General features: G+C 69.0%; 27 protein-coding genes. 17 read left to right on the top strand and 10 right to left on the bottom strand.

From position 1 onward, the window contains the following. Window positions 1-16 precede the first annotated feature (16 nt). Entirely contained in the window at window positions 17-913 is an 897-nt protein-coding gene (locus tag MWU52_RS14660) for a D-amino acid aminotransferase (protein ID WP_246953539.1), read from the top strand. Window positions 914-926: 13 nt separating this feature from the next. Here MWU52_RS14660 and MWU52_RS14655 read toward each other — a convergent pair whose 3' ends face one another. Then, the gene (locus MWU52_RS14655) at window positions 927-1,166 is read right to left on the bottom strand and encodes a hypothetical protein (RefSeq protein WP_246953537.1); all 240 of its coding nucleotides are present in this window, start codon (window positions 1,164-1,166) and stop codon (window positions 927-929) included. A 342-nt stretch (window positions 1,167-1,508) separates the two neighbouring features. Between MWU52_RS14655 and MWU52_RS14650 the strand changes: the two genes are divergently transcribed. After that, window positions 1,509-2,504 (top strand): alcohol dehydrogenase catalytic domain-containing protein, encoded by a 996-nt coding sequence (locus MWU52_RS14650; RefSeq protein ID WP_246953534.1) that lies wholly within the window; start codon window positions 1,509-1,511, stop codon window positions 2,502-2,504. Window positions 2,505-2,715: 211 nt separating this feature from the next. After that, a complete protein-coding gene (locus MWU52_RS14645) occupies window positions 2,716-3,423 on the top strand; it encodes an HAD family hydrolase (protein WP_246953532.1) in 708 nt (235 codons plus the stop codon). Here the strand turns inward: MWU52_RS14645 and MWU52_RS14640 are convergent. Then, window positions 3,369-4,439: a glycosyltransferase family 4 protein gene (locus MWU52_RS14640; protein WP_246953530.1), complete on the bottom strand. Its 1,071-nt coding sequence runs from the start codon at window positions 4,437-4,439 to the stop codon at window positions 3,369-3,371. The genes MWU52_RS14645 and MWU52_RS14640 overlap by 55 nt on opposite strands. Window positions 4,440-4,503: 64 nt before the next feature. On the opposite strand from MWU52_RS14640, the gene MWU52_RS14635 reads away from it, so the two are divergent. The 5 genes from MWU52_RS14635 to MWU52_RS14615 all read left to right on the top strand — a co-directional run bounded on the left by MWU52_RS14635 (window position 4,504) and on the right by MWU52_RS14615 (window position 9,502). Continuing rightward, window positions 4,504-4,893, top strand: coding sequence for a hypothetical protein (locus tag MWU52_RS14635; RefSeq protein ID WP_246953528.1), 390 nt, complete (start codon window positions 4,504-4,506; stop codon window positions 4,891-4,893). Window positions 4,894-4,897: 4 nt separating this feature from the next. Continuing rightward, entirely contained in the window at window positions 4,898-6,058 is a 1,161-nt protein-coding gene (locus MWU52_RS14630) for an MFS transporter (RefSeq protein ID WP_246953526.1), read from the top strand. 43 nt (window positions 6,059-6,101) lie between these two features. Continuing rightward, a complete protein-coding gene (locus MWU52_RS14625) occupies window positions 6,102-6,743 on the top strand; it encodes an aspartate-semialdehyde dehydrogenase (RefSeq protein ID WP_246953523.1) in 642 nt (213 codons plus the stop codon). Window positions 6,744-6,798: 55 nt separating this feature from the next. Further along, entirely contained in the window at window positions 6,799-7,821 is a 1,023-nt protein-coding gene (locus MWU52_RS14620; RefSeq protein ID WP_246953521.1) for an aspartate-semialdehyde dehydrogenase, read from the top strand. A gap of 76 nt (window positions 7,822-7,897) precedes the next feature. Beyond that, window positions 7,898-9,502 (top strand): mucoidy inhibitor MuiA family protein, encoded by a 1,605-nt coding sequence (locus MWU52_RS14615; RefSeq protein ID WP_246953519.1) that lies wholly within the window; start codon window positions 7,898-7,900, stop codon window positions 9,500-9,502. Between the two features lie 45 nt (window positions 9,503-9,547). On the opposite strand, the gene MWU52_RS14610 is transcribed toward MWU52_RS14615, so the two are convergent. From MWU52_RS14610 to MWU52_RS14600, 3 genes are all read right to left on the bottom strand, one after another. Then, window positions 9,548-9,859 (bottom strand): DUF3240 family protein, encoded by a 312-nt coding sequence (locus MWU52_RS14610; RefSeq protein ID WP_246953517.1) that lies wholly within the window; start codon window positions 9,857-9,859, stop codon window positions 9,548-9,550. 1 nt (window position 9,860) lies between these two features. Next, window positions 9,861-10,838, bottom strand: a complete 978-nt coding sequence (locus MWU52_RS14605) for a sodium-dependent bicarbonate transport family permease (RefSeq protein WP_246953515.1) — start codon at window positions 10,836-10,838, stop codon at window positions 9,861-9,863. A gap of 61 nt (window positions 10,839-10,899) precedes the next feature. Next, window positions 10,900-11,553 (bottom strand): carbonic anhydrase, encoded by a 654-nt coding sequence (locus MWU52_RS14600; protein WP_246953513.1) that lies wholly within the window; start codon window positions 11,551-11,553, stop codon window positions 10,900-10,902. A 152-nt stretch (window positions 11,554-11,705) separates the two neighbouring features. On the opposite strand from MWU52_RS14600, the gene MWU52_RS14595 reads away from it, so the two are divergent. The 3 genes from MWU52_RS14595 to MWU52_RS14585 all read left to right on the top strand — a co-directional run bounded on the left by MWU52_RS14595 (window position 11,706) and on the right by MWU52_RS14585 (window position 14,418). After that, on the top strand, window positions 11,706-12,095 hold the full coding sequence (locus tag MWU52_RS14595) for a hypothetical protein (RefSeq protein ID WP_246953511.1): 390 nt from the start codon (window positions 11,706-11,708) through the stop codon (window positions 12,093-12,095). 77 nt (window positions 12,096-12,172) lie between these two features. Then, window positions 12,173-13,570, top strand: coding sequence for a leucyl aminopeptidase family protein (locus MWU52_RS14590; protein WP_246953509.1), 1,398 nt, complete (start codon window positions 12,173-12,175; stop codon window positions 13,568-13,570). Between the two features lie 17 nt (window positions 13,571-13,587). Then, a complete protein-coding gene (locus tag MWU52_RS14585; protein WP_246953506.1) occupies window positions 13,588-14,418 on the top strand; it encodes a C40 family peptidase in 831 nt (276 codons plus the stop codon). A gap of 7 nt (window positions 14,419-14,425) precedes the next feature. Here MWU52_RS14585 and MWU52_RS14580 read toward each other — a convergent pair whose 3' ends face one another. Together MWU52_RS14580 and MWU52_RS14575 are read right to left on the bottom strand one after the other, a co-directional pair. Further along, a complete protein-coding gene (locus MWU52_RS14580) occupies window positions 14,426-14,755 on the bottom strand; it encodes a DUF2794 domain-containing protein (protein WP_246953504.1) in 330 nt (109 codons plus the stop codon). Between the two features lie 303 nt (window positions 14,756-15,058). After that, a complete protein-coding gene (locus tag MWU52_RS14575; protein WP_246954610.1) occupies window positions 15,059-15,928 on the bottom strand; it encodes a branched-chain amino acid aminotransferase in 870 nt (289 codons plus the stop codon). A gap of 135 nt (window positions 15,929-16,063) precedes the next feature. Here MWU52_RS14575 and MWU52_RS14570 point away from each other — a divergent pair, with 135 nt between their 5' ends. From MWU52_RS14570 to dxs, 6 genes are read left to right on the top strand one after another with little or no spacing between them, the layout of a single operon-like run. Beyond that, window positions 16,064-16,552 carry a MarR family transcriptional regulator gene (locus MWU52_RS14570; protein WP_246953502.1) on the top strand — a complete coding sequence of 163 codons (489 nt, stop codon included), beginning with the start codon at window positions 16,064-16,066 and terminating at the stop codon, window positions 16,550-16,552. Window positions 16,553-16,555: 3 nt separating this feature from the next. After that, window positions 16,556-17,266: a response regulator gene (locus tag MWU52_RS14565; RefSeq protein ID WP_246953501.1), complete on the top strand. Its 711-nt coding sequence runs from the start codon at window positions 16,556-16,558 to the stop codon at window positions 17,264-17,266. Window positions 17,267-17,275: 9 nt separating this feature from the next. After that, a complete protein-coding gene (locus MWU52_RS14560; protein ID WP_246953499.1) occupies window positions 17,276-18,202 on the top strand; it encodes a histone deacetylase family protein in 927 nt (308 codons plus the stop codon). Beyond that, window positions 18,195-18,431, top strand: a complete 237-nt coding sequence (locus MWU52_RS14555; RefSeq protein ID WP_246953497.1) for an exodeoxyribonuclease VII small subunit — start codon at window positions 18,195-18,197, stop codon at window positions 18,429-18,431. The genes MWU52_RS14560 and MWU52_RS14555 overlap by 8 nt, the downstream gene beginning before the upstream one ends. 47 nt (window positions 18,432-18,478) lie before the next feature. Continuing rightward, the gene (locus tag MWU52_RS14550) at window positions 18,479-19,297 is read left to right on the top strand and encodes a polyprenyl synthetase family protein (protein ID WP_246954608.1); all 819 of its coding nucleotides are present in this window, start codon (window positions 18,479-18,481) and stop codon (window positions 19,295-19,297) included. 7 nt (window positions 19,298-19,304) lie between these two features. Next, window positions 19,305-21,218: a 1-deoxy-D-xylulose-5-phosphate synthase gene (dxs, locus tag MWU52_RS14545; protein WP_246953495.1), complete on the top strand. Its 1,914-nt coding sequence runs from the start codon at window positions 19,305-19,307 to the stop codon at window positions 21,216-21,218. 80 nt (window positions 21,219-21,298) lie between these two features. Here the strand turns inward: dxs and MWU52_RS14540 are convergent, their stop codons facing one another. From MWU52_RS14540 to MWU52_RS14530, 3 genes are all read right to left on the bottom strand, one after another. Continuing rightward, window positions 21,299-21,574, bottom strand: coding sequence for a hypothetical protein (locus tag MWU52_RS14540; protein WP_246953493.1), 276 nt, complete (start codon window positions 21,572-21,574; stop codon window positions 21,299-21,301). A gap of 146 nt (window positions 21,575-21,720) precedes the next feature. Continuing rightward, window positions 21,721-22,380 carry a YjbF family lipoprotein gene (locus MWU52_RS14535; RefSeq protein ID WP_246953491.1) on the bottom strand — a complete coding sequence of 220 codons (660 nt, stop codon included), beginning with the start codon at window positions 22,378-22,380 and terminating at the stop codon, window positions 21,721-21,723. Window positions 22,381-22,382: 2 nt separating this feature from the next. After that, window positions 22,383-24,530, bottom strand: a complete 2,148-nt coding sequence (locus MWU52_RS14530; protein ID WP_246953489.1) for a YjbH domain-containing protein — start codon at window positions 24,528-24,530, stop codon at window positions 22,383-22,385. Window positions 24,531-24,565 lie beyond the last annotated feature (35 nt).

Raw genomic sequence — 24,565 nt, 5'->3', positions numbered from 1 at the left:
ACGGCACCAATCCGCCATGGACAAGATCAGCACCCACGAGGCCGAGGAAGACGCCCGCAATGCCGACATCCTAATCTGGGTGAACGGCAAGCTGACGCCCCGGGCCGAGGCGACCGTCTCCGTGTATGACAGCGGCTTCATGCTGGGCGACGGCGTGTGGGAGGGGCTGCGCCTCTATGACGGGCGCTGGACCTTCGCGGACGAACACATGGCCCGTCTGTTTGAGGCGGCCAAGGCCATCGACCTGCAGCTCGGCATGACCCCCGACCAGGTCCTCGCCGCGCTGGAGGAGACGCGCGCCGCCAACGGCATGACCACCGACGCCCATGCCCGCCTGATGGTCACGCGCGGGGTCAAGCGCCTGCCGTTCCAGCATCCGCGCCTATCCACCCAGGGCCCGACCATGGTCATCATCATGGAACATTCGCGCCCCCGCATCCCACGCCCCGTGACGCTCGCCACGGTACCGCATCTGCGCGGCCTGCCGATGACGCAGGATCCGAAGCTCAACTCGCATTCCAAGCTCAACTGCATCCTCGCCTGCATCGCTGCCGAAAAGGCCGGCGCGGACGAGGCGCTGATGCTCGACATCCACGGCTTCGTGAATACGACCAACGCCTGCAATTTCTTCATCGTCCGACGGGGCGAGGTTTGGACCTCCACCGGCGACTACTGCATGAACGGCATCACGCGGCAGAAGGTCATCGACCTCTGCCAGGCGAACGGCATTCCGGTCTTCGAGCGGAATTTCTCCCTCGTCGATGCCTATTCCGCCGACGAGGCGTTCCTGACCGGCACATTCGGCGCCCAGACCCCGGTGGGCATGATCGACGGCCGGGTCATCGGCACCGGCGAACCGGGCCCGACGACGGCGCGGCTACGCGCGCTCTATCGCGAACTGGTCGCGGGTTGATCCGGCGCGGCATTCAGCCGTGGCTGACGACATGTCCAACAAGATTTCCGCGCAGGGTATAGCTCCGTCCGGCGGCCCAGCCATGCGCCGCGGCCGCCGCGCGCACCTGGTCGCTGCCGACGAACTTGTCGCGGGAGTTCCGGTCGCAGGTCACCACCATCACGCTTTGCGTCCCGTCGGCGTTCTTCGCCAGCCAGGTCCGGAGCTCCTGCTCGGAGGAGACCTTCACACGTTTCAGCCTTGGCACGGTCATCCGATCTCCTTCCCCTTGCCACGAGGATAGCGCATGCGGTGCCGGCAATCAAAGCCGGGACCCGGTCAGTCGCCCCGCCCGCCCCGCGCCGCACGCTGCTGCGACTGCCGCGCGCGCCCGGACAGCGGCAAAGCGCGACCAGCGCCTCCAGATACGTCGGGCCCTTGCCGAAGCGGGCCCTCGCCTCCGACAGGTCCGGGGGTGCGATACGGTCGAGATCGGCCAGATGTTTCGCGAGTTCGGCCCTCATCGCCCCGATCCTCGATGCCCGGCGCACGGTGGCACGGCCCCGCACGATGTCCTACACCGAAAGCGGACGGACCGGCGGAGAGGAAACACCGCATGCAGGCGATCACCTTCCCCGAACGTGGACGCGTCGCGTTCGGCCCCCGCGACCGGCGCGTTGCGGGCGACGGCGAGGCCGTGATCCGCGTGATGGCCAGCGGGCTTTGCCATACCGATTTCGAGGTGCTGAAGGCCAATTACGGAACCGGTGCCTTTCCCGTGACCCCGGGACACGAATTCGCCGGCATCGTTACCCAGGTCGGCCCCGGCGTCGACGGGCTGACCGAGGGCGACCGGGTCGTCGTCGACCCGAACATCGAATGCGGCCGGTGCCGCGCCTGCCGCCGCGGCCACGCGCATCTCTGCGAAACGCTTGGCGCGTATGGCGTGACCCGCGACGGCGGTTTCGCCGAGTTCTGCATCCTGCGGGCCGGTGCGCTGCACCCGATCGGCGACCTTCCCTTCGGACGCGCCGCGCTGGCCGAGCCGATGGGATGCGTCTTGAACGCGCTGGGTGCCGTCCATGACGCCAAGGTCGAGCGGGCGCTGATCTTCGGGGCCGGGCCGATGGGTCTGCTGATGGCCTTGGCGATGCATATGCGCGGGACGGCCGACATCACCTTCGTCGATACCGACGAAGCCCGCGTGGAGCTGGCCCGCGGCTTCGGCTTCGCGGCCCTTGCCGCCGATGCGGGCGAATTGACCGCCCATCGGCGCGCCGCCGACCTGGCCATCGACGCGACCGGCGTGCCGGCGGTGGCGGCCGGGCTGACCGATTACGTGGCCGATGGCGGCGGGGCGCTCTATTTCGGCATCTGCCCGGTCGAAGGCCGGATCGAGATCTCTCCATTCGAGGTCTTCCGCCGTCAGTTGACGCTGGCCGGGACCCATTCGCTCAACCACAACATCCCCGATGCGCTGCGGGCGATCGACGCCTGCGGGGAACCGCTCGACCGGATCGTGTCGCACCGGTTGCCGCTGGCGGAGATGCACCCGATCCTCTCGGGCGGGCCGCCCCGCGGCAGCCTCAAGATCCAAGCCGTGGCCGACTAAGCGCGGGCGCGCGCGTCGCGCCGCCGGGTACGGGAGCATGCCCAGGACCCATGGCACATCCACCCGCAGCCGCATGGCGGATGTGGTCCGCGGTCTGTCCCCGATACGGGATGCTCGGGGCGATTTGGCCAATCGTCCCGAAAATCTTCCTTGACCCTGCGCCCGGTGGCGTCAGACGTGCATTATCCGGCTTACATCTACGGAATTCGACATGCGCATCATCGCCTGGTCCGGCCCTCGCAACCTGTCCACCGCGATGATGTACTCCTTCGGCAACCGTCCGGATTTCGAAGTCATGGACGAACCGTTCTACGCCGCCTACCTGGCCGCCACCGGCCTCGACCATCCGATGCGCGACGCCGTCCTGGCCAGCCAGCCGACCGATCCCGCCGCGGTCGCGGACGGATGCCGGCGCGGGGGAAACCCCCATCTCTACCAAAAGCAGATGGCCCATCACATGCTGCCGTCCTTCCCGCTCGGTTGGGCCGAGGGCGCGGTGCACCTGCATCTTATCCGCCATCCTGCCCGGGTCATCGCCAGCTACGGCGCCAAGCGCGAAACGGCGACCGAGGCCGATATCGGCTTCGCCGCGCAGGCCACGCTCTATGACCGCTTCGGCGGCGTCGTCCTCGATACCGCCGACATCCGAAATAACCCACGGGGAATGCTCGGAAAACTCTGCGCCGAAATTGGACTGGACTGGTCGAACGCGATGCTGGAATGGCCCGCGGGCGGTCATGCCTCCGACGGGGTCTGGGCCGCGCATTGGTACGGCGCGGTCCACAGATCCACGGGCTTCGCCGGCCCCGAAGGCCCCTTGCCGCAGGTCGATCGCGACGACCTGCTGGCCGCCGCGCTGCCCTTCTACGACGCGCTGAAGTCCCGCGCGCTCCGGCCCTCCGACCAGAGCGCCTCGTAGACGCCGGCGATCCCCGCCGCCTCCGCCTCGATCGAATGCACCGCCACCGCTTTCGCGCGTGCCGCCACCGACATCGCCTCCAGCCGCGCGGCATCCGACAACAGCGCGTCGACGGCCGCCGCCGCGTCCGCGACCAGGTTCGCCTCCTCGACCACGATCCCGGCACCGCCTTCGGAGAACGTGCGGAAATCCCCGGTCGGCGATCCCACGAACGGCACGCCCGAGGCCATCCCCTCAAGCGGCGTGACGCCATAGGGCTCGTATCGCGGCAGCGGCACCGTCAACGAACACGCCCGGATCAGGGCGGGCATCGCGTCCGGTCCGACCTCGCCCGGGAACAGGAGGCGGTCCGCCAACCCCGCCGCATGCGCCTTCGCCTTCAACGAGTCCAGCCAGGCCTCGTCCTTCGGCCGCGCCAGACCCAGCACGAGCGCGGTCACGTCGGGATGTTTCGGCAGCACCCGCAGCATCGTCTCGACGAAGCGATCCGTTCCCTTCGACATCCGCACCCGCCCCACGGCCGCCACCCCGCGGCGCCCCGGAAACCCGGTCGCGGCCCAGGCGGCGGCGCGGTCCGCGGCCGGATGCCAGACGGTGCAATCCACCCCGTGGGGCACGACGGCGCGGACATGCGGCTTGCCTTCGGCCGCTGCCGGGATCGTCGCGATCAGCGCATCCATCCGCCGCATCAGCCAGCGGGGAAAGGCCGAGTGCCGATGCGTCCCGGCGGTCGTGAACACGATCCGGATTGGCAGGCGTAGCACGTCCCGTGCCCAGAGCGCCGCGCGCATCTCGTTGTTGCGGCGCACGTGCCAGATCGCGAAGGGCCGGCCCGGCGGCGGTACCCGCGTCAGGCGGCGCGCCTCAGCCAGGGTGACGGGCAGCGGGCATCCCGGCAGGGCATGGCCCGCGAGCGCCACTTCGTAGTCGCGCGCCTGGACCGGGATCAGCCGCGCCGCCGTCGACGACACGCCGGTATAGCGCGGGTTCATGTTGGTGACGACGATCTCGGTCATGCGACGACCCCTCGATGGCCCGTGCCAGCTAGCCCGGGCACGCGCGTGCGGGCAAGATGCGCCGATGGATTACATCCCGGGATATGCGGACGACAGCTTCTTCACCTTGACCGCATCGGGACAGGTGGGGCTGGCCGTCCTGTCGCTCGGGCTGGCCTGCCTGATGGGCCTGGCCGCCCTACGCCTGCATCGCGTCCTGTGGGCGCTGGCGCTGTTCGGGGCGTTCGTCTGGCTCTCGCCGCAGGTCTACTATCTCTACTACGTGGCCATCATCGACGGGTTGCCCTGGCAGATCGTCGTCGGGCGCCCGCCCGGTCCGGGCACCCTGCTGCGGCTTCTGACCTTCACGGGCGATGCCAACCTGTCCGATCACGGCAAGGGGGTGCTCGGCTGGGCGATGATCGCGCTTGCCGCCGGGTCGGCCGTCATGCGACGTGGCCGGCAAACGGGGTAGGTTCATGAAAATCGGCATCGCCATCCTCACGCTGGGCTACGTGCTCAGCCAGTTCTATCGCGCGTTCCTCGCCGTGCTGGCGCCGGACCTGCAGGCCGAGCTGGGCGTGACGCCCGCCGAGCTCAGCCGCGCGTCGGGCATCTGGTTCCTGACCTTCGCGGCGATGCAGTTGCCCATCGGCTGGGCGCTCGACCGGGTCGGGCCGCGGCGAACGGCCTCGGCGCTTCTGGGCCTTGCGGGCGGCGGCGGGGCCGCGCTTTTCGCAGTGGCGCAGGCCGGCTGGCAGATCGAGGTCGCGATGGCCTTGATCGGCGCGGGTTGCGCGCCCGTCCTGATGGCCAGCTATTACATCTTCGCGCGGGTCTATCGCCCCGCCGTTTTCGCCACGCTGGCCGCCGTGCTGGTCGGCGTCGGGTCCATCGGCAACATCGCGGCCTCGGTCCCGCTGGGCTGGGCGGCCGACGCGATCGGCTGGCGCGGCGCGATGTGGGCGTTGTCGGCGATCACGGTGGCGACGGCGGCCGGCTGCTGGATCCTGATCCGCGACCCCGAGGCCTTGGGCGGCGACGGGCGCGGCTCGCTCCTCGACATCCTGCGCATCCCGGCGATCTGGTTCATCGGGCCGATGATGCTGGTCAACTACGCGCCCGCGGCCGGCCTGCGCGGGCTTTGGGCCGGGCCCTATATCGCAGAATTCCACGGCGTGGCGCATGTCGGCACGGTCACCCTGCTGATGGCGCTGGCGATGATCGTCGGCAATTTCGTCTACGGCCCGCTCGACCGGGTCCTGGGCACGCGGAAATGGGTCGTGCTCATGGGCAACCTTCTGGGGGCGGCGGCCTGCGCGACGCTCTGGTGGATGCCGGTGCCCGGGCTTCTGGCCGCGACGCTCCTTTTCGCGGCGATCGGGGCGCTCGGCTCCAGCTACGCGGTGGGGATCGCGCATGGGCGCGCGTTCTTCCCGCCGCATCTGATCGGCCGGGGGGTGACGCTTCTGAACCTGATGTCGATCGGCGGCGTCGGACTGATGCAGTTCGCGACCGGCCCGCTGTTCGAACGCGCGGGGGGCGGCGTCGCCGGCTATCAGACGCTTTTCGGCGTCTTCGCGCTGGCGCTGCTGGCGGGCTGCGCGATCTATGCCTTCGCGCCCGACAAGACCGACTGAACCGATCGCCACCCGAACGGTTTCCCCTGGGAAGGAGGCCGACATGCCAGATGCGAAGCGAACCGATCCCGACCTGTGGGAGAAGGTGAAGGAGGAGATCACCGCCGGCGACAAGGGCGGCGACCCGGGCCAGTGGTCCGCGCGCAAGGCGCAGATGGCGGTGCAGGAATACAAGCGGCGCGGCGGCGGCTATGACGAGGATGGCCCGTCGCAGGAGGACACCCACCTGCACGACTGGACCGAGGCCGATTGGGGCACCAGGTCCGGCGACGAATCCGGCGAGACGGGCGAACGCTACCTGCCGCGGCGCGTCCGCATGCTGCTGACCGAGGATGAATACGCCCGCTCGACAAGAGCCAAGCGGGACGGCGACGAACAATTCGTGGATCAGCCCGAGGACGTGCGCGACAAGGTCGCCGCAATCCGTGCGGACGGCCCCACGAAGGACATGCTGGAGGAGCGTGCCCGCGACCTCGGGATCGACGGCCGCAGCACGATGACGAAGGCGGAGCTTCTGGACGCCATCGACGCGGCGACGGACGAGAACGGGCGCGGCAAGGGCGCGGCCGCGTCGCTCGCCGTGATGACGAAGGACGACTTGATGGAGAGGGCGCGGGATCGGGACCTGCAGGGGCGTTCCGACATGACCAAGAATAAGCTGGTCGAAGCGCTCGCGCAGGGTTGACCTTTACGCGGACGGCGACGGCGGCTAGGTCCCGCGCGTCCCTACGGAGGTCATCATGGGTTACAAGGTCGTCGTCTGCGGCGCCACGGGGAACGTGGGCCGCGAAATGCTGAACATCCTGGCCGAGCGCCAGTTCCCCGTCGACGAGATCACGGCGCTCGCCTCGCGCCGCTCGCTCGGGACCGAGGTCAGCTTCGGCGACAAGACCCTGAAGACGAAGGACCTGGAGCAATTCGATTTCACCGGCTGGGACATCGCGTTCTTCGCAATCGGCTCGGACGCGACGAAGAAATACGCCCCCGTGGCGGCCAAGGCCGGGTGCGTCGTGATCGATAACTCGTCGCTCTATCGCTACGACCCGGACGTGCCGCTGGTCGTCCCCGAGGTGAACCCCGAGGCGGTCGAGGGCTACGCCAAGAAGAACATCATCGCGAACCCCAACTGCTCGACCGCGCAGATGGTCGTGGCGCTCAAGCCGCTGCACGACCGGGCGCGGATCAAGCGGGTCGTGGTCAGCACCTACCAATCGGTCAGCGGCTCCGGAAAGGGTGGCATGGACGAGCTGTGGGACCAGACCAAGGCGGTCTACAACCCCACGTCCGAGGTCGCGCCCGACGTCTATACCAAGCAGATCGCCTTCAACGTGATCCCGCATATCGACAGCTTCATGGAAGACGGCTCCACCAAGGAAGAGTGGAAGATGGTCGCCGAAACCAAGAAGATCGTGGACCCGAAAATCAAGGTCACCGCGACCTGCGTCCGTGTGCCTGTCTTCGTCGGCCATTCCGAGGCCGTGAACATCGAGTTCGAGGATTTCCTGGACGAGGATGAGGCCCGCGACATCCTGCGCACCGCGCCCGGCGTCCTGGTCGTCGACAAGCGCGAGGATGGGGGCTACGTCACGCCGGTCGAATGCGTGGGCGACTTCGCCACTTTCATCAGCCGGATCCGTCAGGACAGCACCATCGACAACGGCCTCAACCTCTGGGTCGTCAGCGACAACCTGCGAAAGGGCGCCGCGCTGAACGCCGTGCAGATCGCCGAGACGCTGGGCGCGCGCGTGCTGAAGAAGGGTTGATATCGGATACGGGCTGACACCGCCCTGCCGGCACGACAAGATGGCCCCCGGACATATCCGTTCGGGGGCCTTTTCCATGCGATACGCGATCCTACTCACCTGCCTGCCGGGCCTCGCCCTGGCCGAGGACGTGCGCCTCGTGGCCCCGCCGGCCGAGGCGGTGATCTATGCCTCCGGCGCGACGATCACGCGGCGGGGTTCGGTGGACCTGCCGGCGGGGTCGCATCGCGTGCTCGTCCCGGTGCTGCCCGGTGCGGACGGCCCGCCCCGGATCGAGGTCGCGGGCGCGGCGCTCGGGGCGCAGGAGACGCTGGTCGGCGGCCTGATCGACGGGCGCGACCTGTTCACCCCCGCGCAGCAGACCGCCTACGACGCCTGGCAGGCCGCGCGCGAGGCGGAGGCGCGGGCCGAGGATGCCCGGCTCGCCGCCGCAGCCGCGCACGAGGCGGCCGGCGCACGCCTCGCATTCCTGCGATCCATCTCGGGCCAGGAACTCGCCGGGTTCGACGCGGCCGCGATCGCGGCAACGGCCACAGCCTTGGGCGACGGCGTACGCCGCGCCCAGCAGGACCTGTCGGAGGCCCGCGCCGCCCTTCGCGCCGCCGAACGCGAAGCCGAGGACGCAGCGCAGGACCGCGCCCAGGCGAAGCGGGACTTCGACGCGACCGGCGCCGATCTTGGGCCGGTGACGTTGTTGGCCGTGGCCGTGCGGCTGGACGCGCCGGGATCGGTGGATCTGACGCTGCAGGATTTCTCGCCGCAGGCCGGATGGACGCCCCTCTACGATGCGCGCCTTTCCGAGGAGAGCGGGCAGGTCACGCTCGACCGCAAGGTCCAGCTGTTCCAGTCCACAGGCCTGCCGCTGCAGGACGTCGTACTGCGGCTGTCGACGGCCGACCCGTTCGCGCAGGTCGCGCCGCGCCCGGTCGCGCCCGACTTGGTGACGACGCGGCCCGATGCGCCGATCGCGACGCGGGAGATGGCGGCCGCGGACATAGTCGAGATGCGGATGGCCCCCGCCGCGGCGGAGCCGATCCGCGGCCAGGTCGACGCCGACGGGCCGGTCGTGACCTACGATTTCCCGGTCCCGGTCGATATTCCGATGGATGGCGGTCGGGTCACGCTGGCGCTCGACACGCTGACCTTCGAGGCCCGCGTCTTCAACCGGGCCGCGCCCCGGACCGACCGCACGGCGTTCCTCATGGCGGAGCTGACCAACGATACGGCCGAGCCTATGCTCGCCGGCCCGATGGCGCTTTTCCGCGACGACGCCAAGATCGGCGAGGGGTTCCTGCCGCCGCTTCCTGCCGGCGACGAGGTCGAGATCGCCTTCGGCCCGCAGGAGCATCTGCAGCTGGAATTCCGGCTTCTGGACAACGAGACCGGGGATCGGGGGCTCATCTTCACGTCGGGCACGCGCGCGCAGGACATGGTGCTGCGGGTGCGCAACCTGTCCTCCGAGGTAGAGACGGTCGAGACGCGGTTCGCCCTGCCCTATTCCGAGGAAGAGGACCTGGACGTCACCATCGCGGCAGATCCCGCGCCCGATCTGCGCGATGTGGAGGAGCGGCGCGGCGTGGCGCAGTGGAACCTGAACGTCCCGGCCCGCGACGAGGCCGAAATCCGGCTTGGCGTGCGGATCGAATGGCCCGAGGGGGAGACGCTGAACTGGCAGCCCTGATGCCGCCGCGCCCGGCGTCGCCGCCAAGGGCAGCGTACGCGCGCCTCAAAAGCGTTCGGCCCGCAGGACCCCGCAATCGGTGACGCAGACGACGCCGATATGCTGCTCGACCACCGTGAAGGCGGCATCGAGGAGTTCGTCCAGCCGCTCGGGCCGCACGATGCAGACGACGGCCACCATTCCGCCGGCCCGACTGACCTGACCGGCGCGGCTCCACCTGCCCGACCGGCCGGACCCACCCTTGACGGGCAGGATCGTGAAGCCGGTCACGTCGGCGCCATGCAGGGCCTCGGTCAGGCGCCGCTCCATCATCTCCTCGATGATGATCTCGACGCGCTTGGCGGGGTGGGTCTGCATCTCAGCCTCCGGTGATCATGCGGGACACGGCCAGATAGATCGGCAGGCCCAGGGTCAGGTTGAAGGGGAAGGTAACCCCCAGCGATAGCGTCAGATAGATCGACGGGTTCGCCTGCGGCAGCGCCACGCGCATCGCCGCCGGCACCGCGATGTAGCTGGCCGAGGCCCCCAGCACCATGAAGAGCATCACGCTGCCCGTGCCCAGACCCAGCAGAAGACCGGCCACCGCGCCCGCCGCCGACCCGATCAGCGGCATGATGATGCCGAAGGCCAGCAGGCCCGGCCGGATCAGACCGCCCGCGCCACGCAGGCCCCGCCCCGCGACCAGCCCCATGTCCAGCAGGAACAGGCACAGCACGCCCTGGAACGGCGAGACGATGAAGCTCTCGATCCGGGCCAGGCCCTCGGCCCCGGTGATCCAACCGATGGCGAAACTGCCCAGCAGCAGGACAATCGACCCGTTGAGGAGGATTTCGCGCCAGAGGTCCGCATCGACCGTGCGCCCCTCGCCGGACCGGGCCACGAGCCACAGCGCCGAGAGGATCGCCGGTGCCTCCATCGCGGCGGCCACCGCAACCATCCAGCCATCCGAGGCGATGCCCGCGCTGTCGAGGACGCTGGTGCCCGCCACGAAGGTCACGATCGAGATGGAGCCGTAATGCGCCGCGACCGCCGCCGCGTCGAGGCGACTGAGCCCGGTCATCGCGCGCAGCAAGGCGAAGGCGATGAACGGCAGCGCGAAGGACAGCACCACGCCGGCCAGCAGCGCGCCGATCAACGTCGGCCCCAGGCCGGCCGCGTCCACCGCGACGCCGCCCTTGAAGCCGATCGCGAACAGCAGGTAGATCGACATCCCCTTGGCGACCGCCTCGGGGATCGACAGGTCCGACCGGGCGAGCGCCGCGAACAGACCCAGCGCGAAGCTGAGGATGATCGGTGAGAGCAGGTTGGCCAAGGCCAGGTCGAGCAGTTCGGTCATGTCGGCCCATCCGTTAAATGAACGGTCGTTCAATTAACGGATGCCGACGCCTTCCGCAAGGTCAGACCGCGACGAAGCGGTCCAGCTCGGCGTCGTAGACCTCCAGCGCGCCGGTGGTGATGTCGTTCCACATGCCGTGCAGCGCCAGGTCGTCGGCCTTCACCGCCTCGGCCACGAAGGGGAACGTCATCAGGTTGTCGAGCGACGTCAGGACCGCGCGCTGCTCCAGGGCGAGGGTCCGCGCGTCCGGGTCGGTGATGTCCTTCAGGTCTTCCCAGGCGGGGCGAAGCAGGTCCATCCAGCGGCCGACGAAACTGTCCGGCGCCTCGAGCTCGGGGGCGTTGCCCGAGCACATCGCATCGCAGCCCCTGACACCGCCGCATTGGGAATGGCCCAGCACCATGATCTGCGCCACCTTCAGTTCGGTCACCGCGTATTCGATGGCCGCCGAGGTGCCGTGGCGCAGGCCGTCGGGCTCATAAGGCGGCACCAGGTTGGCGATATTGCGGTGGATGAAGAACTCGCCCTGTTCCGCCCCGAAGATCGAGGTGACATGCACGCGGCTGTCGCAGCAGCTGATGACCATGGCGCGGGGGCGCTGACCCTCCTGCGCCAGACGGCGATACCAGGCGGCGTTCTCGGCGAAGGTCGTCGCCTTCCAGCCATGATATCGCTGCACGAGCGATCCGGGCAGGGGCCTTGCAGGTCTCGTCATCGGGATCTCCGGTCTGGTGACTGGCATCTACCCCCAAGCTTGATCGAAATTCGAGGGATTTCTCGCCTTCGATGCCGGTTCGGCGTCACGGTTTCGCCCCGGTTCGCCGAAAGGTTGGCGCCAAATCGAGTGCCTGCCGACAAGGAAACGAAATGACGACCGCGATCCCCGCCCTGCGCCCCATCGAGGCGATGACGTTCGACCAGCGAAAGCTGGCCCGGATCTGCGACGAGCGGGCCGAGGGCGCCGAGGCCTTCCTGACGGAGGTCCTGACCGAGATCGAGATGTTGATCCGCACCGCGCGCCACCAATGCGACGACCGTCGGGGGCTGTCGCGCAGTTGCCGCCGAATCGTCGAACTGACCGATACGATCGGGATGGAGACGATGCACCGCGCCGCCGCGTCCGTCATGGACTGCCTCGCCGCCCATGACGCGCGGGCACTCCCGGCCTGTCACGCGCGACTGATGCGCCTGGGCGACCCGCGGGCGCCGCGGGCCTGGGCGTCAGGCCCGTCACGCCGACCGGACGGCGCCGCCTGACGCGCCTCGGCAGACCTTGCGGCGGGGGGCATCGCCGCTAGAGTGGCCGGCGCCGCCGATTGCGCCGCCGAGGACCGATGTATTTGCAAGACCCGCCCGGATTCGCCGCCCCCGACACCCGGGCCATCCCGCTTCGTATCGTGTCGAAATCCGCGCTGGAGGATTGGCTGGCGGGACAGGACGCACCGGTGCGGGACTGGGTCGCGGCCAGCGGGTTCCGCGCCGGACCGGGCGAGATCCTGCGCCTGCCGGCCCCCGACATGTCGGTGGCGCGGGTCCTGGTCGGATGGGGCGATGCGAAGGACCGCCAGCGGCTGCGCTTCGTCATCGGGCGCGCGGCCGCCGCATTGGGGTCGGGCACTTATGCGCTGGACGGCGATCTGACCGCGAACCAGCTGGAGGAGGCGGCACTCGGCTGGCTCCTGTCCTCCTACCGCTTCACGCGCTATGCCGGCCGGGCACGGGACGCGGCCCGCCTGCGCCCGCCACGCGGCATCGACGCCGCCCGGATCGAGGCGATCGCGGCGGGCGAATTCCTGACCCGCGACCTGATCAACACCCCAGCCGAAGACATGGGTCCCGACGAACTGGAGGCCGCCGCGCGTCACCTGGCCGAACGCCACGGCGCCACGGTTTCGGTCACCGCCGGCGACGACCTGCTGGCCGCCAATCTGCCGATGATCCACGCGGTGGGGCGCGCCGCAGCCCGGGCCCCGCGCCTGATCGACGTGACCTGGGGCGAAACCGGACCGGCGCTGACGCTGGTCGGCAAGGGCGTCTGCTTCGACACCGGGGGGCTGAACCTGAAACCGGGTGCCTCGATGGGGATCATGAAGAAGGACATGGGCGGTGCCGCGACCGTCCTCGGCCTCGCGTCCATGATCATGGCGACCGGGACGGAGCTGCGCCTGCGCATCCTCGTCCCCGCGGTCGAGAACGCCGTCGCGGGCAACGCCTTCCGCCCCGGCGACATCCTGACGGCGCGCAACGGCCTGACCGTCGAGATCAACAACACCGACGCCGAGGGGCGGCTGGTGCTGGCCGACGCCCTCGCCCTGGCCGACGAGACGCCGCCCGATCTGATGATCTGCATGGCCACGCTGACGGGTGCGGCGCGGGTGGCGCTGGGGCCCGACATCTCGCCCTACTACACCGATGACGACGCGCTCGCGATGGCGCTGGCCCATGCTGGGCACCGCGTGCGCGATCCGCTCTGGCGGATGCCACTCCACCGACCCTACGAGCCGATGATCGAACCGGGCATCGCCGATCTGGACAACGCCCCCGCCGGGGCCTTCGCCGGCAGCATCACCGCGGCATTGTTTATTGATCGTTTCGTGCGCCGGACGCCGCGCTTCGCGCATTTCGACATCTACGGCTGGAACCCCAAACCCGCGCCCGCGCGGCCCAAGGGCGGCGTCGGCATGGGGGCACGCGCGATCTTCGACGCCCTGCCGGGCGTGCTGGCGTCATGACCGGCTTCGATTCGCGCATGACCCCGGCGAACGGCCATGCCGCCGCGCATGAGTTGCGCGGCGTGGTCGAGGCGACGCGCTACGTCAAGGGCACGATCCGCACGGTCCAGCAACCGCTCGTCAACCTCAGCGACGCGCCGCGGGGCGACCGGGCCAGCCAGCTGCTGTTCGGCGAGGCGTTTCGCGTCATCGACGAACGCGACGGCTTCGCCTTCGGCCAATCCCTCCGCGACGGCTATTGCGGCTATGTCATCTCGGGCGCGTTGACGCGGCAGGAGGCGGCGACGCACTGGATTGCCGCGCCGGCCACGCATCTCTATCCGCGCGCGCGTCTGAAGGCCCCGCCCGAAGTGGCGATCTTCTTCGGCAGCCATGTCCGCGTCACGTCGGACCTGGGCGATTTCAAAAAGGTCTCGACCGGGCATTTCGTCCCCTCGGGGCATCTTCAGCCGCTGCGCGCCCGGTTCAGCGATCCGGTCGGCGTGGCCGACATGTTTCTCGGCACGCCGTATCTCTGGGGGGGATCGTCGCGCTGGGGCGTGGACTGCTCGGGCCTGGTCCAGCAGGCGCTGATCGCCTGCGGCCTCGACTGCCCGCGCGACAGCGACCAGCAGCGGGGCGTGGGGCGCGAGTTGCATGCGGACGCGCCGTTGCAGCGGGGCGACCTGATCTTCTGGGATGGCCATGTCGGGATCATGTCCGACGCCGAAACTCTCTTGCACGCGAACGCGCACCACATGGCCGTCGCCTATGAGCCGCTGGCCGAGGCACGGGCACGCATCCAGGAGGGCGATCCGACGGGACGGGGGGACATCGTCACGCGCCGGCGGCCGGAGCTGCCGGGCTGACGACCCATCAGTCGACGGGACGGATCAGCTTGCGTTCCAGCACGCGCAGGACCGTGCGCAGGTCATGGCCGCGCCGCAGGATCCGCCCATCCATTCCGATCACGGTATAGGCGCCCTGTTTCGCCGCCATCTTGGGTCGCTTCTCGATCCGATACATCGGCTGTTCGGCGGTCCGTCGAAAGACCGAGAAGACCGCCACGTCGCGAAGCGCCGAAATTCCGTAATCACGCCATTCCCCGGCGGCGACCATCCGCCCGTAGAGCGACAGGATCACCGACAGTTCGGTGCGATGGAAGCTGACCGTTTCGGCATGGGGGAAAGGCGTGGGCGCGTTCATCCGCCCCAACGTGGCGCGACGCGCCCGCCAGTTCAAGCGCGGCGCGCAAGAGGCCGCATGGCATGTATGAAATTCAGCCACTGCCCCAATGCTGCCACGAAATGATCCGACGGGAACCGTTTCCAGACCCCGAAAATGTCCGACGGGATTGCCAAGACTGTCCTTGTAGGAGCGAAAGCTCGGCACTCCGGCGGCGTATCATTGCCCCCACCCAACGCGCCGTCGGAGCGCACTACCGGGCCGGTGTCCCCCCCGCCGTCCCCGACTGGATCGGCCCCGTCCCCTGACGGGGCCGTTTCCGCATCAGGCCCGCACGAGCTTCTCGTAACTGTCGGAAATGTCGCGCGTCATCGCGCCCACCTCGAAATTGTAGTCGCCGATCTGGCCCACGGGCGTCACTTCGGCCGCCGTGCCGGTCAGCCAGCATTGCTCGAACCCTTCCAGCTCCTCGGGCATGATATGGCGCTGGTGCACCTTGATCTGCCGCTCCTCCAGCATCCGCAGGACGGTCTGCCGGGTGATTCCGTTCAGGAAGCAATCGGGGTCGGGGGTGTGCACCTCGCCATCCTTGACGAAGAAGATGTTGGCCCCCGTCGCCTCGGCCACGTAGCCGCGATAGTCGAACATCATCGCATCCGAACAGCCCTTCGCTTCGGCCGCGTGCTTGGACATCGTGCAGATCATGTAAAGCCCGGCAGCCTTCGCATGGCTCGGTGCCGTCTCCGGGCTGGGCCGCTTCCACTTGGCGATGTCGAGCTTGGCGCCGCGCATTTTGGCGTCGCCGTAGTAATTGCCCCAGGCCCAGGTCGCGACCGCCATCCGCACCGGATTGCGCGCGGACGAGACGCCCATGTCCTCGCCCACGCCGCGCCAAGCCAGCACACGGATATAGGCATCGTCCAGACCGTTGGCGTTCATCGTCTCGTATTTCGCGGCCTCGATCTCGTCGACCGTCCAGGGGATTTCCATGTCCAGTTGCCGGCCGGAATAGATCAGGCGCTCCGAATGCTTGCGGCTCTCGAAAATCTTGCCGCCATAGGCGCGCTCGCCCTCGAACACGGCGCTGGCGTAGTGCATGGCATGCGTCAGCAGATGGACATTCGCATCCTTCCAGTCGATCAGCTTGCCATCCATCCAGATCCGGCCTTCGACATCGGCATAGGAACCCGCCATCATACCCTCCGCTTCATTCATGTCGCTGCTATGCCCGTTTCGGACATAATGTTGCGCAAAATCTGCCCGTGGGTAACAATGCGGTCTTGGAATGTCAACAAGGCTGACGTAGTTTCATCCTTGGGAGGACCGGCCATGGCCCAGGATCACAGCGAGAACCTTCTGTTCCTGACCGACGAACAGCTGCGCCGCGCCATCGAGGCCATGTTCTTCGCCTATCGCGGCTTCACCGCCGATCCCGACCGCATCCTGGCCGATTACGACTACGGCCGTGCCCATCACCGCGCCATCCATTTCATCCAGCGCACGCCCGGCACGACGGTCAACAACCTGCTGGCCATACTGGGCGTCACCAAGCAATCGCTGAACCGCGTCCTGCGCACCCTGGTCGAGGACGGGCTGGTCGAGAGCCGCGTCGGCACGCGCGACCGGCGCGAACGCCATCTGTACCTCACGCCCCGCGGCGCCGCGCTGGAGCAGGAACTGTCGGACGCGCAACGCGCGCGGATGCGGGCGGCCTTCCGCGCGGCGGGTCCGGTCGCGGTCGCTGGATTCCGCGAAGTCCTTGAACATATGATGGACCCCGAACTTAGGCGGCATTTCGCGGCCGTGAAGGAAGGGTAGCCGATGTCCGACGAAGGCCCGCCGAGCCACCAGGCCCATGTCCTCCTGGTGGACGACGACGAGCGGATCCGGGGATTGCTGCAGAAGTTCCTGACCCGGAACGGCTATCTGACCACTGCGGCACGCGATGCCGACCATGCTCGGCGCCTTCTGGCGGGGCTCGACTTCGACATGATGATCCTCGACGTGATGATGCCCGGCGACAATGGCTTCATCCTCTGCGCCGAAATCCGCGAGACGCGCGACACGCCGATCCTGCTGCTGACGGCGAAGGGCGACACTTCCGACCGGATCACCGGGCTGGAAGCGGGGGCCGACGACTATCTGCCCAAGCCGTTCGAACCCAAGGAACTGCTGCTGCGCCTCAAAGCCATCCTGCGACGGGCGCCGCAGGGGGGCGGGGCGATGCCCAAGATCCTGCATCTGGGCCATGTGCGCTACGACCTCGACCGGGGCGAACTCCTCAAGGGCGAAGACCCCGTCCGCCTGACCGTGACCGAGACGACTTTGATGCGCGTCCTGGCCGCCACGCCGCATGAGCCGGTCACGCGCGGCACGCTGGTCGAACGACTGGGCCGCGACGGCGAGGTCTCGGGCGAACGCGCGGTCGACGTCCAGATCACCCGCCTGCGCCGCAAGCTGGAGCAGGACCCGAAACAGCCCCGCTATCTGCAGACCGTGCGGGGCGAGGGCTACATGCTCGCCCCCGATTGACGGATCCCGATGACGCTCTTGCTGACCCATCCCGATGCCGACCGGCACGAGAATCCGCCCGGGCACCCCGAACAGGTCGCCCGCCTGGAGGCCGTGCGCGCCGCGCTGGACGGCATGGACCTGACCCGCGAGTCGCCCCAGGAGGCGCCCGACGCCGCCCTTCTGCGGTGCCATCCGCAACGCTACCTGGACGCGTTGGCCGCGGCCCAGCCGGCCGAGGGCTGGGCCCAGCTCGACGCCGATACGAGCCTTTCCCCCGGCAGCCTGCGCGCCGCGCGCCTGGCCGCCGGCGCGGCCTTGCGGGCCGTGGATGCCGTCGTCGAAGGCGACGCGCGGAACGCCTTCGTCGCCATGCGCCCCCCCGGGCACCATGCCGAGACCGAGACGCCGATGGGGTTCTGCCTGTTCGGAACGGTCGCAATCGCGGCGAAACACGCGCTCGACCATCACGGACTGGGCCGCGTCGCGGTCGTCGACTTCGACGTCCATCACGGCAACGGCACGCAGGACCTTCTCTGGGACGAGCCGCGCAGCCTGTTCGTCTCCACCCACCAGTCGCCGCTCTGGCCCGGCACCGGCGCCGCGGGTGAAACAGGCGCGCATGACAACGTCATGAACGTCCCCCTGCCCCCGAACTCCGACGGCCGCGTCTTCCGGGCCCGGATGCAGGATGACATCCTGCCAAGGCTCAACGCCTTCGCGCCCGATCTCGTCCTCGTCTCGGCGGGGTTCGACGCCCATGCCGACGATCCGCTGGCGCAGTTGACCTGGACGACGGAGGATTTCGTCTGGGTGACCGAACGGCTCTGCGATCTGGCCCACGCGCATGCGGGCGGACGGCTGGTGTCGTGCCTCGAGGGGGGCTATGACCTCGACGCGCTGGCCGATGCGGCCGGGGCCCATGTGGACGTTCTGCGGAGGCGGGAAAATGGCTGACGAGATCGAGACGATGAGTTTCGAGCAGGCGATCGCCGAGCTGGAGAAGGTGGTGAACCAGCTCGACCGTGGCGACGTCCCGCTGGAGGAGTCTATCCGCCTCTACGAGCGTGGCGCCGCGCTCAAGGCGCGCTGCGAGACCAAGCTGAAGGAAGCCGAGGAGAAGGTCGAGCAGATTACCCTCGACGCCGATGGCCGCCCGGTCGGAACGCGGCCCGCCGACCCGTGACATTCGACGAACGCCTGTGCCGCGCGCAGCAGGAAACCGGCGCGGCGCTGGACGCGCTGCTGGGCCCGTTCGAGGGCCCCGTGGGCGAGGCGATGCGCTACGCCACGCAGGGCGGCAAGCGGCTCCGCGCGTTCCTGGCGCTGGAATGCGCCGCGCTCTTCGACGTGCCGCGCGACTGTGCCCTCCGGGCCGCCGTGGCGATCGAGGCCCTGCACGCCTACTCCCTGATCCATGACGACCTGCCCTGCATGGACGATGACGACCTGCGCCGGGGCCAACCCACGGTGCACCGCCGCTGGGACGAGGCGACAGCGATCCTGGCCGGCGACGCGCTGCAGACATTCGCGTTCGAGGTCCTGGCCGATCCGGCGACGCATCCCGACGGAAGCGTGCGCGCCGATCTCGTCCTGACGCTCGCACGGGCGGCGGGCGGGGCGGGCATGGTGGCGGGGCAGGCCCGCGACATCGCCGCCGAAACGGCCGATGCCCCGCTGTCGCTGGACCGGATCACGGCGCTGCAACGGCTCAAGACCGGTCGCCTCCTGGAATGGCCCTGCCGCGCGGGCGCGATCCTCGGGGGGGCCGATCCCGAACCCCTGACCGAATACGCCGCGCGACTGGGCCTCGCCTTCCAGATCGCCGACGATCTGCTGGATGTCGAGGGCGACCCGGCCCGAATGGGCAAGGCCGCGCGCAAGGACGCGCGGGCCGGCAAGGCCACCTTCGTGTCCCATCTGGGGGTCGAAGGCGCCCGCGCACGGGCCACGGAACTGGTCGGGGCCGCGCAGGCCAGCCTTTTGCCCTTCGGCGACCGTGCTGATAGCCTTGTCCGGGTCGCACGTTATGTCGTGAACCGTGACAATTGAGGCTTCCATGGTCGCACCGAAAACCCCGCTGCTGGACGGCATCGCCGGATCCTCCGACCTGGCGCCGCTGTCGGACGGCGACCTGCGCAAGCTGGCCGACGAACTGCGCGCCGAGACGATCCACGCCGTCAGCCGGACGGGCGGGCATCTGGGTGCGGGGCTGGGCGTGGTCGAACTGACGGTGGCCTTGCATGCCGTCTTCGACACGCCGCGCGACAAGCTGATCTGGGACGTCAGCCACCAATGCTACCCCCACAAGATCCTGACCGGCCGCCGCCGGCGCATGGACACCTTGCGCCAGAAGGACGGGCTGTCGGGGTTCACCAAGCGGACCGAGTCGCCTTACGATCCGTTTGGCGCGGCGCACAGCTCCACCTCCATCTCCGCCGCGCTGGGCTTCGCGATGGCGCGCGAGCTGGGCGCGCCCGAGGTGGGCGACGCAATCGCGGTGATCGGCGACGGTGCGCTGACCGGCGGAATGGCCTACGAGGCGCTGAACCACGCGGGGCACCTGCAGAAGCGCCTGATCGTCGTTTTGAACGACAACGACATGTCGATCGCCCCACCGGTGGGCGCGATGTCGTCCTACCTGTCGCGCCTTTACGCCGGTGCGCCGTTCCAGGACCTCAAGGCCGCCGCCAAGGGGGCCGTCGGATTCCTTCCACCGCCGTTCCAGGAAGGCGCCCGCCGCGCCAAGGAGATGCTCAAGGGCATGACCGTCGGCGGCACGCTCTTCGAGGAGCTGGGCTTCAGCTATGTCGGCCCGATCAACGGCCATGATATGGAAAGCCTGCTGGGCGTGCTGCGCACGGTCAAGGCGCGTGCGACCGGGCCGATCCTGATCCATGCGATCACCAAGAAGGGCAAGGGTTTCCGCCCCGCCGAAAGCGCACGCGACGGCGGTCACGCGACATCGAAATTCGACGTGGCCACGGGCGAGCAGACCAAGGCGCCCTCGAACGCGCCCAGCTATACCAAGGTCTTCGCCGAAAGCCTGATCCGGGAGGCGGCGGAGGACGACCGCATCGTCGCCATCACCGCGGCCATGCCCGACGGAACCGGCCTGAACCTGTTCGCCGAACGCTTTCCGGCGCGATGCTTCGACGTGGGCATCGCCGAACAGCACGGCGTGACCTTCTGCGCGGGCCTCGCCGCGGCGGGGATGCGGCCCTTCGCGGCGATCTATTCGACCTTCCTGCAGCGCGGCTACGACCAGGTGGTGCACGACGTGGCGTTGCAGAACCTGCCTGTGCGCTTTGCCATCGACCGGGCCGGGCTGGTCGGGGCCGACGGCGCCACGCATGCCGGCAGCTTCGATATCGCCTATCTCTCCAACCTGCCCAACTTCACCGTCATGGCCGCCGCCGACGAGGCGGAGCTGCGGCACATGGTGGCTACCGCCGCAACGCACGATGCGGGCCCCATCGCCTTCCGTTTTCCCCGCGGCGAAGGCGTGGGCGTCGATATGCCCGAGCGCGGGACCCCGCTGGAGATCGGCCGTGGCCGCATGGTCCACGAGGGCGAGCGTGTCGCGATCCTGTCCTTCGGCGCCCGCCTGCCCGAGGTGGAGGCCGCGCGCGAGCGTCTGATGGCGCGTGGCATTCGCCCGACCGTGGCGGATGCGCGGTTTGCGAAGCCGCTGGACCGCGACCTGATCCTGCGGCTGGCCCGCGACCACGAGGCCCTGATCACGATCGAGGAGGGCGCGGTCGGCGGCTTCGGCAGCCATGTCGCGCAACTTCTGGCCGAGGCGGGCCTGTTCGACGAGGGGCTGCGGTTCCGGTCGATGGTGCTGCCGGACGCGTTCATCGATCAGGCCGGCCCCGCCGAGATGTACATCGAGGCCGGACTGACCGCCGCCGATATCGAGGCGAAGGTCCTGACGGTCCTGGACCTGGGCCAGATCGGCAAGCGCGCCTGATCCGGGACCCCGGGGCCATCGGAGACGAGAAAGGGGCGGACCGTCAGGCCCGCCCCTTCACTTTCGATAAGTCGAAAGGATCAGTCGGTCGTCGTGCTGGACGAGCCGTCGCTGCCATCCGCGATGGCGGCAACGATCAGCAGGCCGGCGGCGGCCAGGCCGACGGCGGCGGCGGTGCTGAGACCACCACCGGCCAGGACCGGGGCTTCGTTGACCACGATGGTGTCGGAACCGACGGCTTCGAGGTTGCCGGACGACTTGGTGGTGTTCAGCGTGCGGACCGACGAATCGGCCGAAGCGACGACCGGAGCCAGCGCGACGAGCGCGGCGGCGGCGGAAGCGATGAATTTCGTCATTGTTGCTCTCCTAGGAAACGTGCACAGCGCGAACCTAGGTCAGTCGAACGCCTCCATCAAGCGCATACATTCTTATCCGGCGCTTAGGCGCCGCTCCTCCGCTCGATCCAGGCCGTGCTGTTGCCGCAATGCCGCGCAAGGCGGCGTCACTGCACCAGCAGGCTCAGCTCGACATGGCCCGTTTCGGGGCTGACGCGCTCGACCGCGCGCCGGATGGTCCCGTCACCCTCGCGCCAATAGCGGTTCACGAAGGCGTCCCCCTCGCCCGTGCAGCTCTCCTCGAACACGGTCGTGCGGAAGTTCCGCCCATAGAACGTGAGCGTTTCGCCGCCGACCGGCCGCACGTCGCAGAAATAGCGCCGCACCTCGATCCGGTCGTCGCCGCGCAGATGGCGATTCACGCGCAGGACGTTGGTGCCGCCCCCCGCCCGAAGCGCGGCTGCCAAGGGCGCGACGTCGGCGGTCAGCAGATCGAAGCCCAGGCCCCGCGTCCCCACCAGGATCCCGTCCCGGCGCAGGATGCCGCCACCATTGGCGTCGATCCACTGTTCCGTGCCCCGGTTCACCGTAAGCGGGACGAGCGTCAGCCCCCGATCCGTCCTCTCCGTCACCAGCAGCATCACCGCCGTGGGCGAATTCGCCAGCATCTCAGGCGTCAGGACAGCACGGGCGTCGGGCACCGGCTCGCCCGGCAGAACGAGGCCGCCGACCGTGCGGGCCGCCGTGCCCAGGGGCGTATCCGGAAGATCGTCGCTGCCGCAGGCCGTGAGCGCCAGCATCAGCGCGCCGAGAAGTCCCAGTCGCATGCTCATCGCCAGAACCGCCCCCAATCGTCCGTCAGGTCCGGCGCGGTCTGATCGCGCACCGTGTCGTAGAGCCGGTTGCGAAGCCGCAGCCGCGCGCCCCCATCCCGAAGGATCGGCTGAAGCACGACGTCCGAGCTTTGGCGCGACGGACGCCCGGTCAGCCAGCCCAGCGGGATCTCCAGCCGGATGCCCTTGTCGAAGCTGCCTTCGCCGAACTCCTCGGAACTCACGTCGGTCTTGGTGGCATAGGCGCTGACGCGCCAGCCACTGGCGAATTCTCGGGCCAGCTCATAGGTCGCGCCCTGATCGCCGGCCAGGTACTGGCCGACATCCAACTGGCTGTGGAAGCCGTTGCCGTGGTTCCAGTAGCCGGTGACGAAGGCCGTCGTGGCATCGAGGTCGCGAAAGCCGAACCGCATGTCGAAATCGCGCTGCCGCACGCGGTTGACCTCGACACCCACGGCGAGCGGCGAGTAATCGGGCTTCCAAAGAAGCTCGGAAGACAGGCCGCCATATTGCGATTCCAGCAGGCCGGCGGAGACGCGACCGTAGAAGTCGGAGGCCGGACGGAACATGTAGTTCGCCGTCAGATACGGGATGAACGGCCCATCGGTGCGCGCGAACAGGTTCGAATCGGTGCGCACTCGCGGCAGCGCCGAGACCGAGAAGCGGGTCGACTCGTCGCGGTTGCCGATCACGCGCTGACGGATCGCCCCCTCAAGCAACACACCGCGCGCGGGTTGCACCTCGGCGGCCAGCTGGGCGCCCAGATCGACGCGCAGCGGGTTGTCGGGGTCGAAGGTGCTCAGCTCGACATAGGGTCCCAGCCGCCAGCTGAAGCGCGGATAGGCGTCCTCCTCGACCACCAGGCCCGCCCGGCCCAGCGAGGTCGCATCGACCAGCCCCGCCACGGCCAGGATCTCGTCGGCGCCGTCCGGCCGGTTCTCCAGCGCCTCGATATCGCTGCGCCGCAGGACGACGGCATCGCCCGCCAGACCGACCTCGTTCAGGGGGACCAGAACGAAAGTCTCGACCGAGGAGGGCAGGCTGGCGCTGGCCACCCGGGCGGCGCGCCCGACGGCCTGCGCCTGCGATTCGTAGGTGGGGTTGCGGAAACGGATCTCGGCCCGGTTCGCGTCGATCCGGCTGGCTTCCAGCCGCAGGCCCACGCCGTCCAGCGCCTCGTCCAGGTTCGACCGGACCGCCCGCGTGATCGTCGCGTCCTGCGTCCATGCGGTCGTCCAGAGTTGTGGCTGCTGCTCGGGCGACGGCCGCAGCGTCACCGGCGGCGGCGCCCCGTCGAGGCCGCTGCCCAGGGGCGCGCGCTTGGGGTTCAACGTGAACTGCATCGTCACGCCGATTTCGGCACCCTGCAACGCATAGGCGCCCAGCCGGACGCCCGGCCGAAGCGCGTAATCGATGCCGAAATTCAGCGGCGTCTTCGGGTCGATCAGATCGCGGGTCTGTTCAAGCCGGTAGTCGTCCGACGAATATTCCGCCTTCAGCGTCAGGCGATCGGTCCAGTCGTACTGCACCCCCGCGAACAGCGCCGCATCCCCCCGGAACAGCCGGTCGAGCGAGACGTCGCCCCCGGTGCCGAACTGCACGTTCGGGCGCGTGTCGAACCGGTCGTCCAGCGCGCCTAGCGGGTTGCCGAACCCGCCGCGCGCGGCAAGCCGCCCCCAGCCCAGGCCGCCCGTCACCGTCAGCCGGTCGCCGAACGACTTGGTGGCGACCAGGTACTCCGCCGAATAGAGGCCCGTCCCGCCGATATCCTGCACGCCCACGGTGATCGCCGGGCGCCGCGCGCCTTCCTTCAGCAGTTGAAAGCGCAAATCGAAGCTGCGGTCGTAGGTCCGTTCGAACCCGTCGTCGCGCGGCAGGAAATCAGGCACGGTGGCATAGCGGAACACCGCCTGCAGGCGCGGGGCCAGCTGGAACGCGATCTGGGTGCGGCCGCTGTCGTTCGACAGCAGCGTCAGGCTGGTCGTCAGTTCGGCATCGGGCTGCATCTGCGCCGACGGCATGTCGATCAGCCCCGGCACGCCATAGGTGTTGATCGAGCGGACATCGGACAGCTGCGCCTGCGCCGTCGCGGCGAGCACCGCCAGGATCGACGCGGCGAAGGCGGGTCTGGTCCAGATCGGCATGCGGCGGCTCTCGCTGGGTTTTCCTGACCATATTC

Origin of the sequence: Jannaschia sp. S6380 (genome assembly GCF_023015695.1) — a bacterium.
Lineage (GTDB): Bacteria > Pseudomonadota > Alphaproteobacteria > Rhodobacterales > Rhodobacteraceae > Jannaschia.
This window is presented reverse-complemented; position numbering and strand designations above follow the sequence as displayed.

Coding starts and splice junctions, on each gene's coding strand:
- MWU52_RS14625 (WP_246953523.1), top strand. CDS start 6,102: ATGCCAGATGCGAAGCGAACCGATCCCGACCTGTGGGAGAAGGTGAAG.
- MWU52_RS14580 (WP_246953504.1), bottom strand. CDS start 14,755: ATGAACGCGCCCACGCCTTTCCCCCATGCCGAAACGGTCAGCTTCCAT.
- MWU52_RS14560 (WP_246953499.1), top strand. CDS start 17,276: ATGACGCTCTTGCTGACCCATCCCGATGCCGACCGGCACGAGAATCCG.
- MWU52_RS14590 (WP_246953509.1), top strand. CDS start 12,173: ATGTATTTGCAAGACCCGCCCGGATTCGCCGCCCCCGACACCCGGGCC.
- MWU52_RS14620 (WP_246953521.1), top strand. CDS start 6,799: ATGGGTTACAAGGTCGTCGTCTGCGGCGCCACGGGGAACGTGGGCCGC.
- MWU52_RS14585 (WP_246953506.1), top strand. CDS start 13,588: ATGACCCCGGCGAACGGCCATGCCGCCGCGCATGAGTTGCGCGGCGTG.
- MWU52_RS14660 (WP_246953539.1), top strand. CDS start 17: ATGGACAAGATCAGCACCCACGAGGCCGAGGAAGACGCCCGCAATGCC.
- MWU52_RS14615 (WP_246953519.1), top strand. CDS start 7,898: ATGCGATACGCGATCCTACTCACCTGCCTGCCGGGCCTCGCCCTGGCC.
- MWU52_RS14535 (WP_246953491.1), bottom strand. CDS start 22,380: ATGCGACTGGGACTTCTCGGCGCGCTGATGCTGGCGCTCACGGCCTGC.
- MWU52_RS14570 (WP_246953502.1), top strand. CDS start 16,064: ATGGCCCAGGATCACAGCGAGAACCTTCTGTTCCTGACCGACGAACAG.
- MWU52_RS14605 (WP_246953515.1), bottom strand. CDS start 10,838: ATGACCGAACTGCTCGACCTGGCCTTGGCCAACCTGCTCTCACCGATC.
- MWU52_RS14555 (WP_246953497.1), top strand. CDS start 18,195: ATGGCTGACGAGATCGAGACGATGAGTTTCGAGCAGGCGATCGCCGAG.
- MWU52_RS14655 (WP_246953537.1), bottom strand. CDS start 1,166: ATGACCGTGCCAAGGCTGAAACGTGTGAAGGTCTCCTCCGAGCAGGAG.
- MWU52_RS14540 (WP_246953493.1), bottom strand. CDS start 21,574: ATGACGAAATTCATCGCTTCCGCCGCCGCCGCGCTCGTCGCGCTGGCT.
- MWU52_RS14635 (WP_246953528.1), top strand. CDS start 4,504: ATGGATTACATCCCGGGATATGCGGACGACAGCTTCTTCACCTTGACC.
- MWU52_RS14650 (WP_246953534.1), top strand. CDS start 1,509: ATGCAGGCGATCACCTTCCCCGAACGTGGACGCGTCGCGTTCGGCCCC.
- MWU52_RS14600 (WP_246953513.1), bottom strand. CDS start 11,553: ATGACGAGACCTGCAAGGCCCCTGCCCGGATCGCTCGTGCAGCGATAT.
- MWU52_RS14530 (WP_246953489.1), bottom strand. CDS start 24,530: ATGCCGATCTGGACCAGACCCGCCTTCGCCGCGTCGATCCTGGCGGTG.
- MWU52_RS14640 (WP_246953530.1), bottom strand. CDS start 4,439: ATGACCGAGATCGTCGTCACCAACATGAACCCGCGCTATACCGGCGTG.
- MWU52_RS14565 (WP_246953501.1), top strand. CDS start 16,556: ATGTCCGACGAAGGCCCGCCGAGCCACCAGGCCCATGTCCTCCTGGTG.
- MWU52_RS14610 (WP_246953517.1), bottom strand. CDS start 9,859: ATGCAGACCCACCCCGCCAAGCGCGTCGAGATCATCATCGAGGAGATG.
- MWU52_RS14645 (WP_246953532.1), top strand. CDS start 2,716: ATGCGCATCATCGCCTGGTCCGGCCCTCGCAACCTGTCCACCGCGATG.
- MWU52_RS14575 (WP_246954610.1), bottom strand. CDS start 15,928: ATGGCGGGTTCCTATGCCGATGTCGAAGGCCGGATCTGGATGGATGGC.
- MWU52_RS14595 (WP_246953511.1), top strand. CDS start 11,706: ATGACGACCGCGATCCCCGCCCTGCGCCCCATCGAGGCGATGACGTTC.
- MWU52_RS14630 (WP_246953526.1), top strand. CDS start 4,898: ATGAAAATCGGCATCGCCATCCTCACGCTGGGCTACGTGCTCAGCCAG.
- dxs (WP_246953495.1), top strand. CDS start 19,305: ATGGTCGCACCGAAAACCCCGCTGCTGGACGGCATCGCCGGATCCTCC.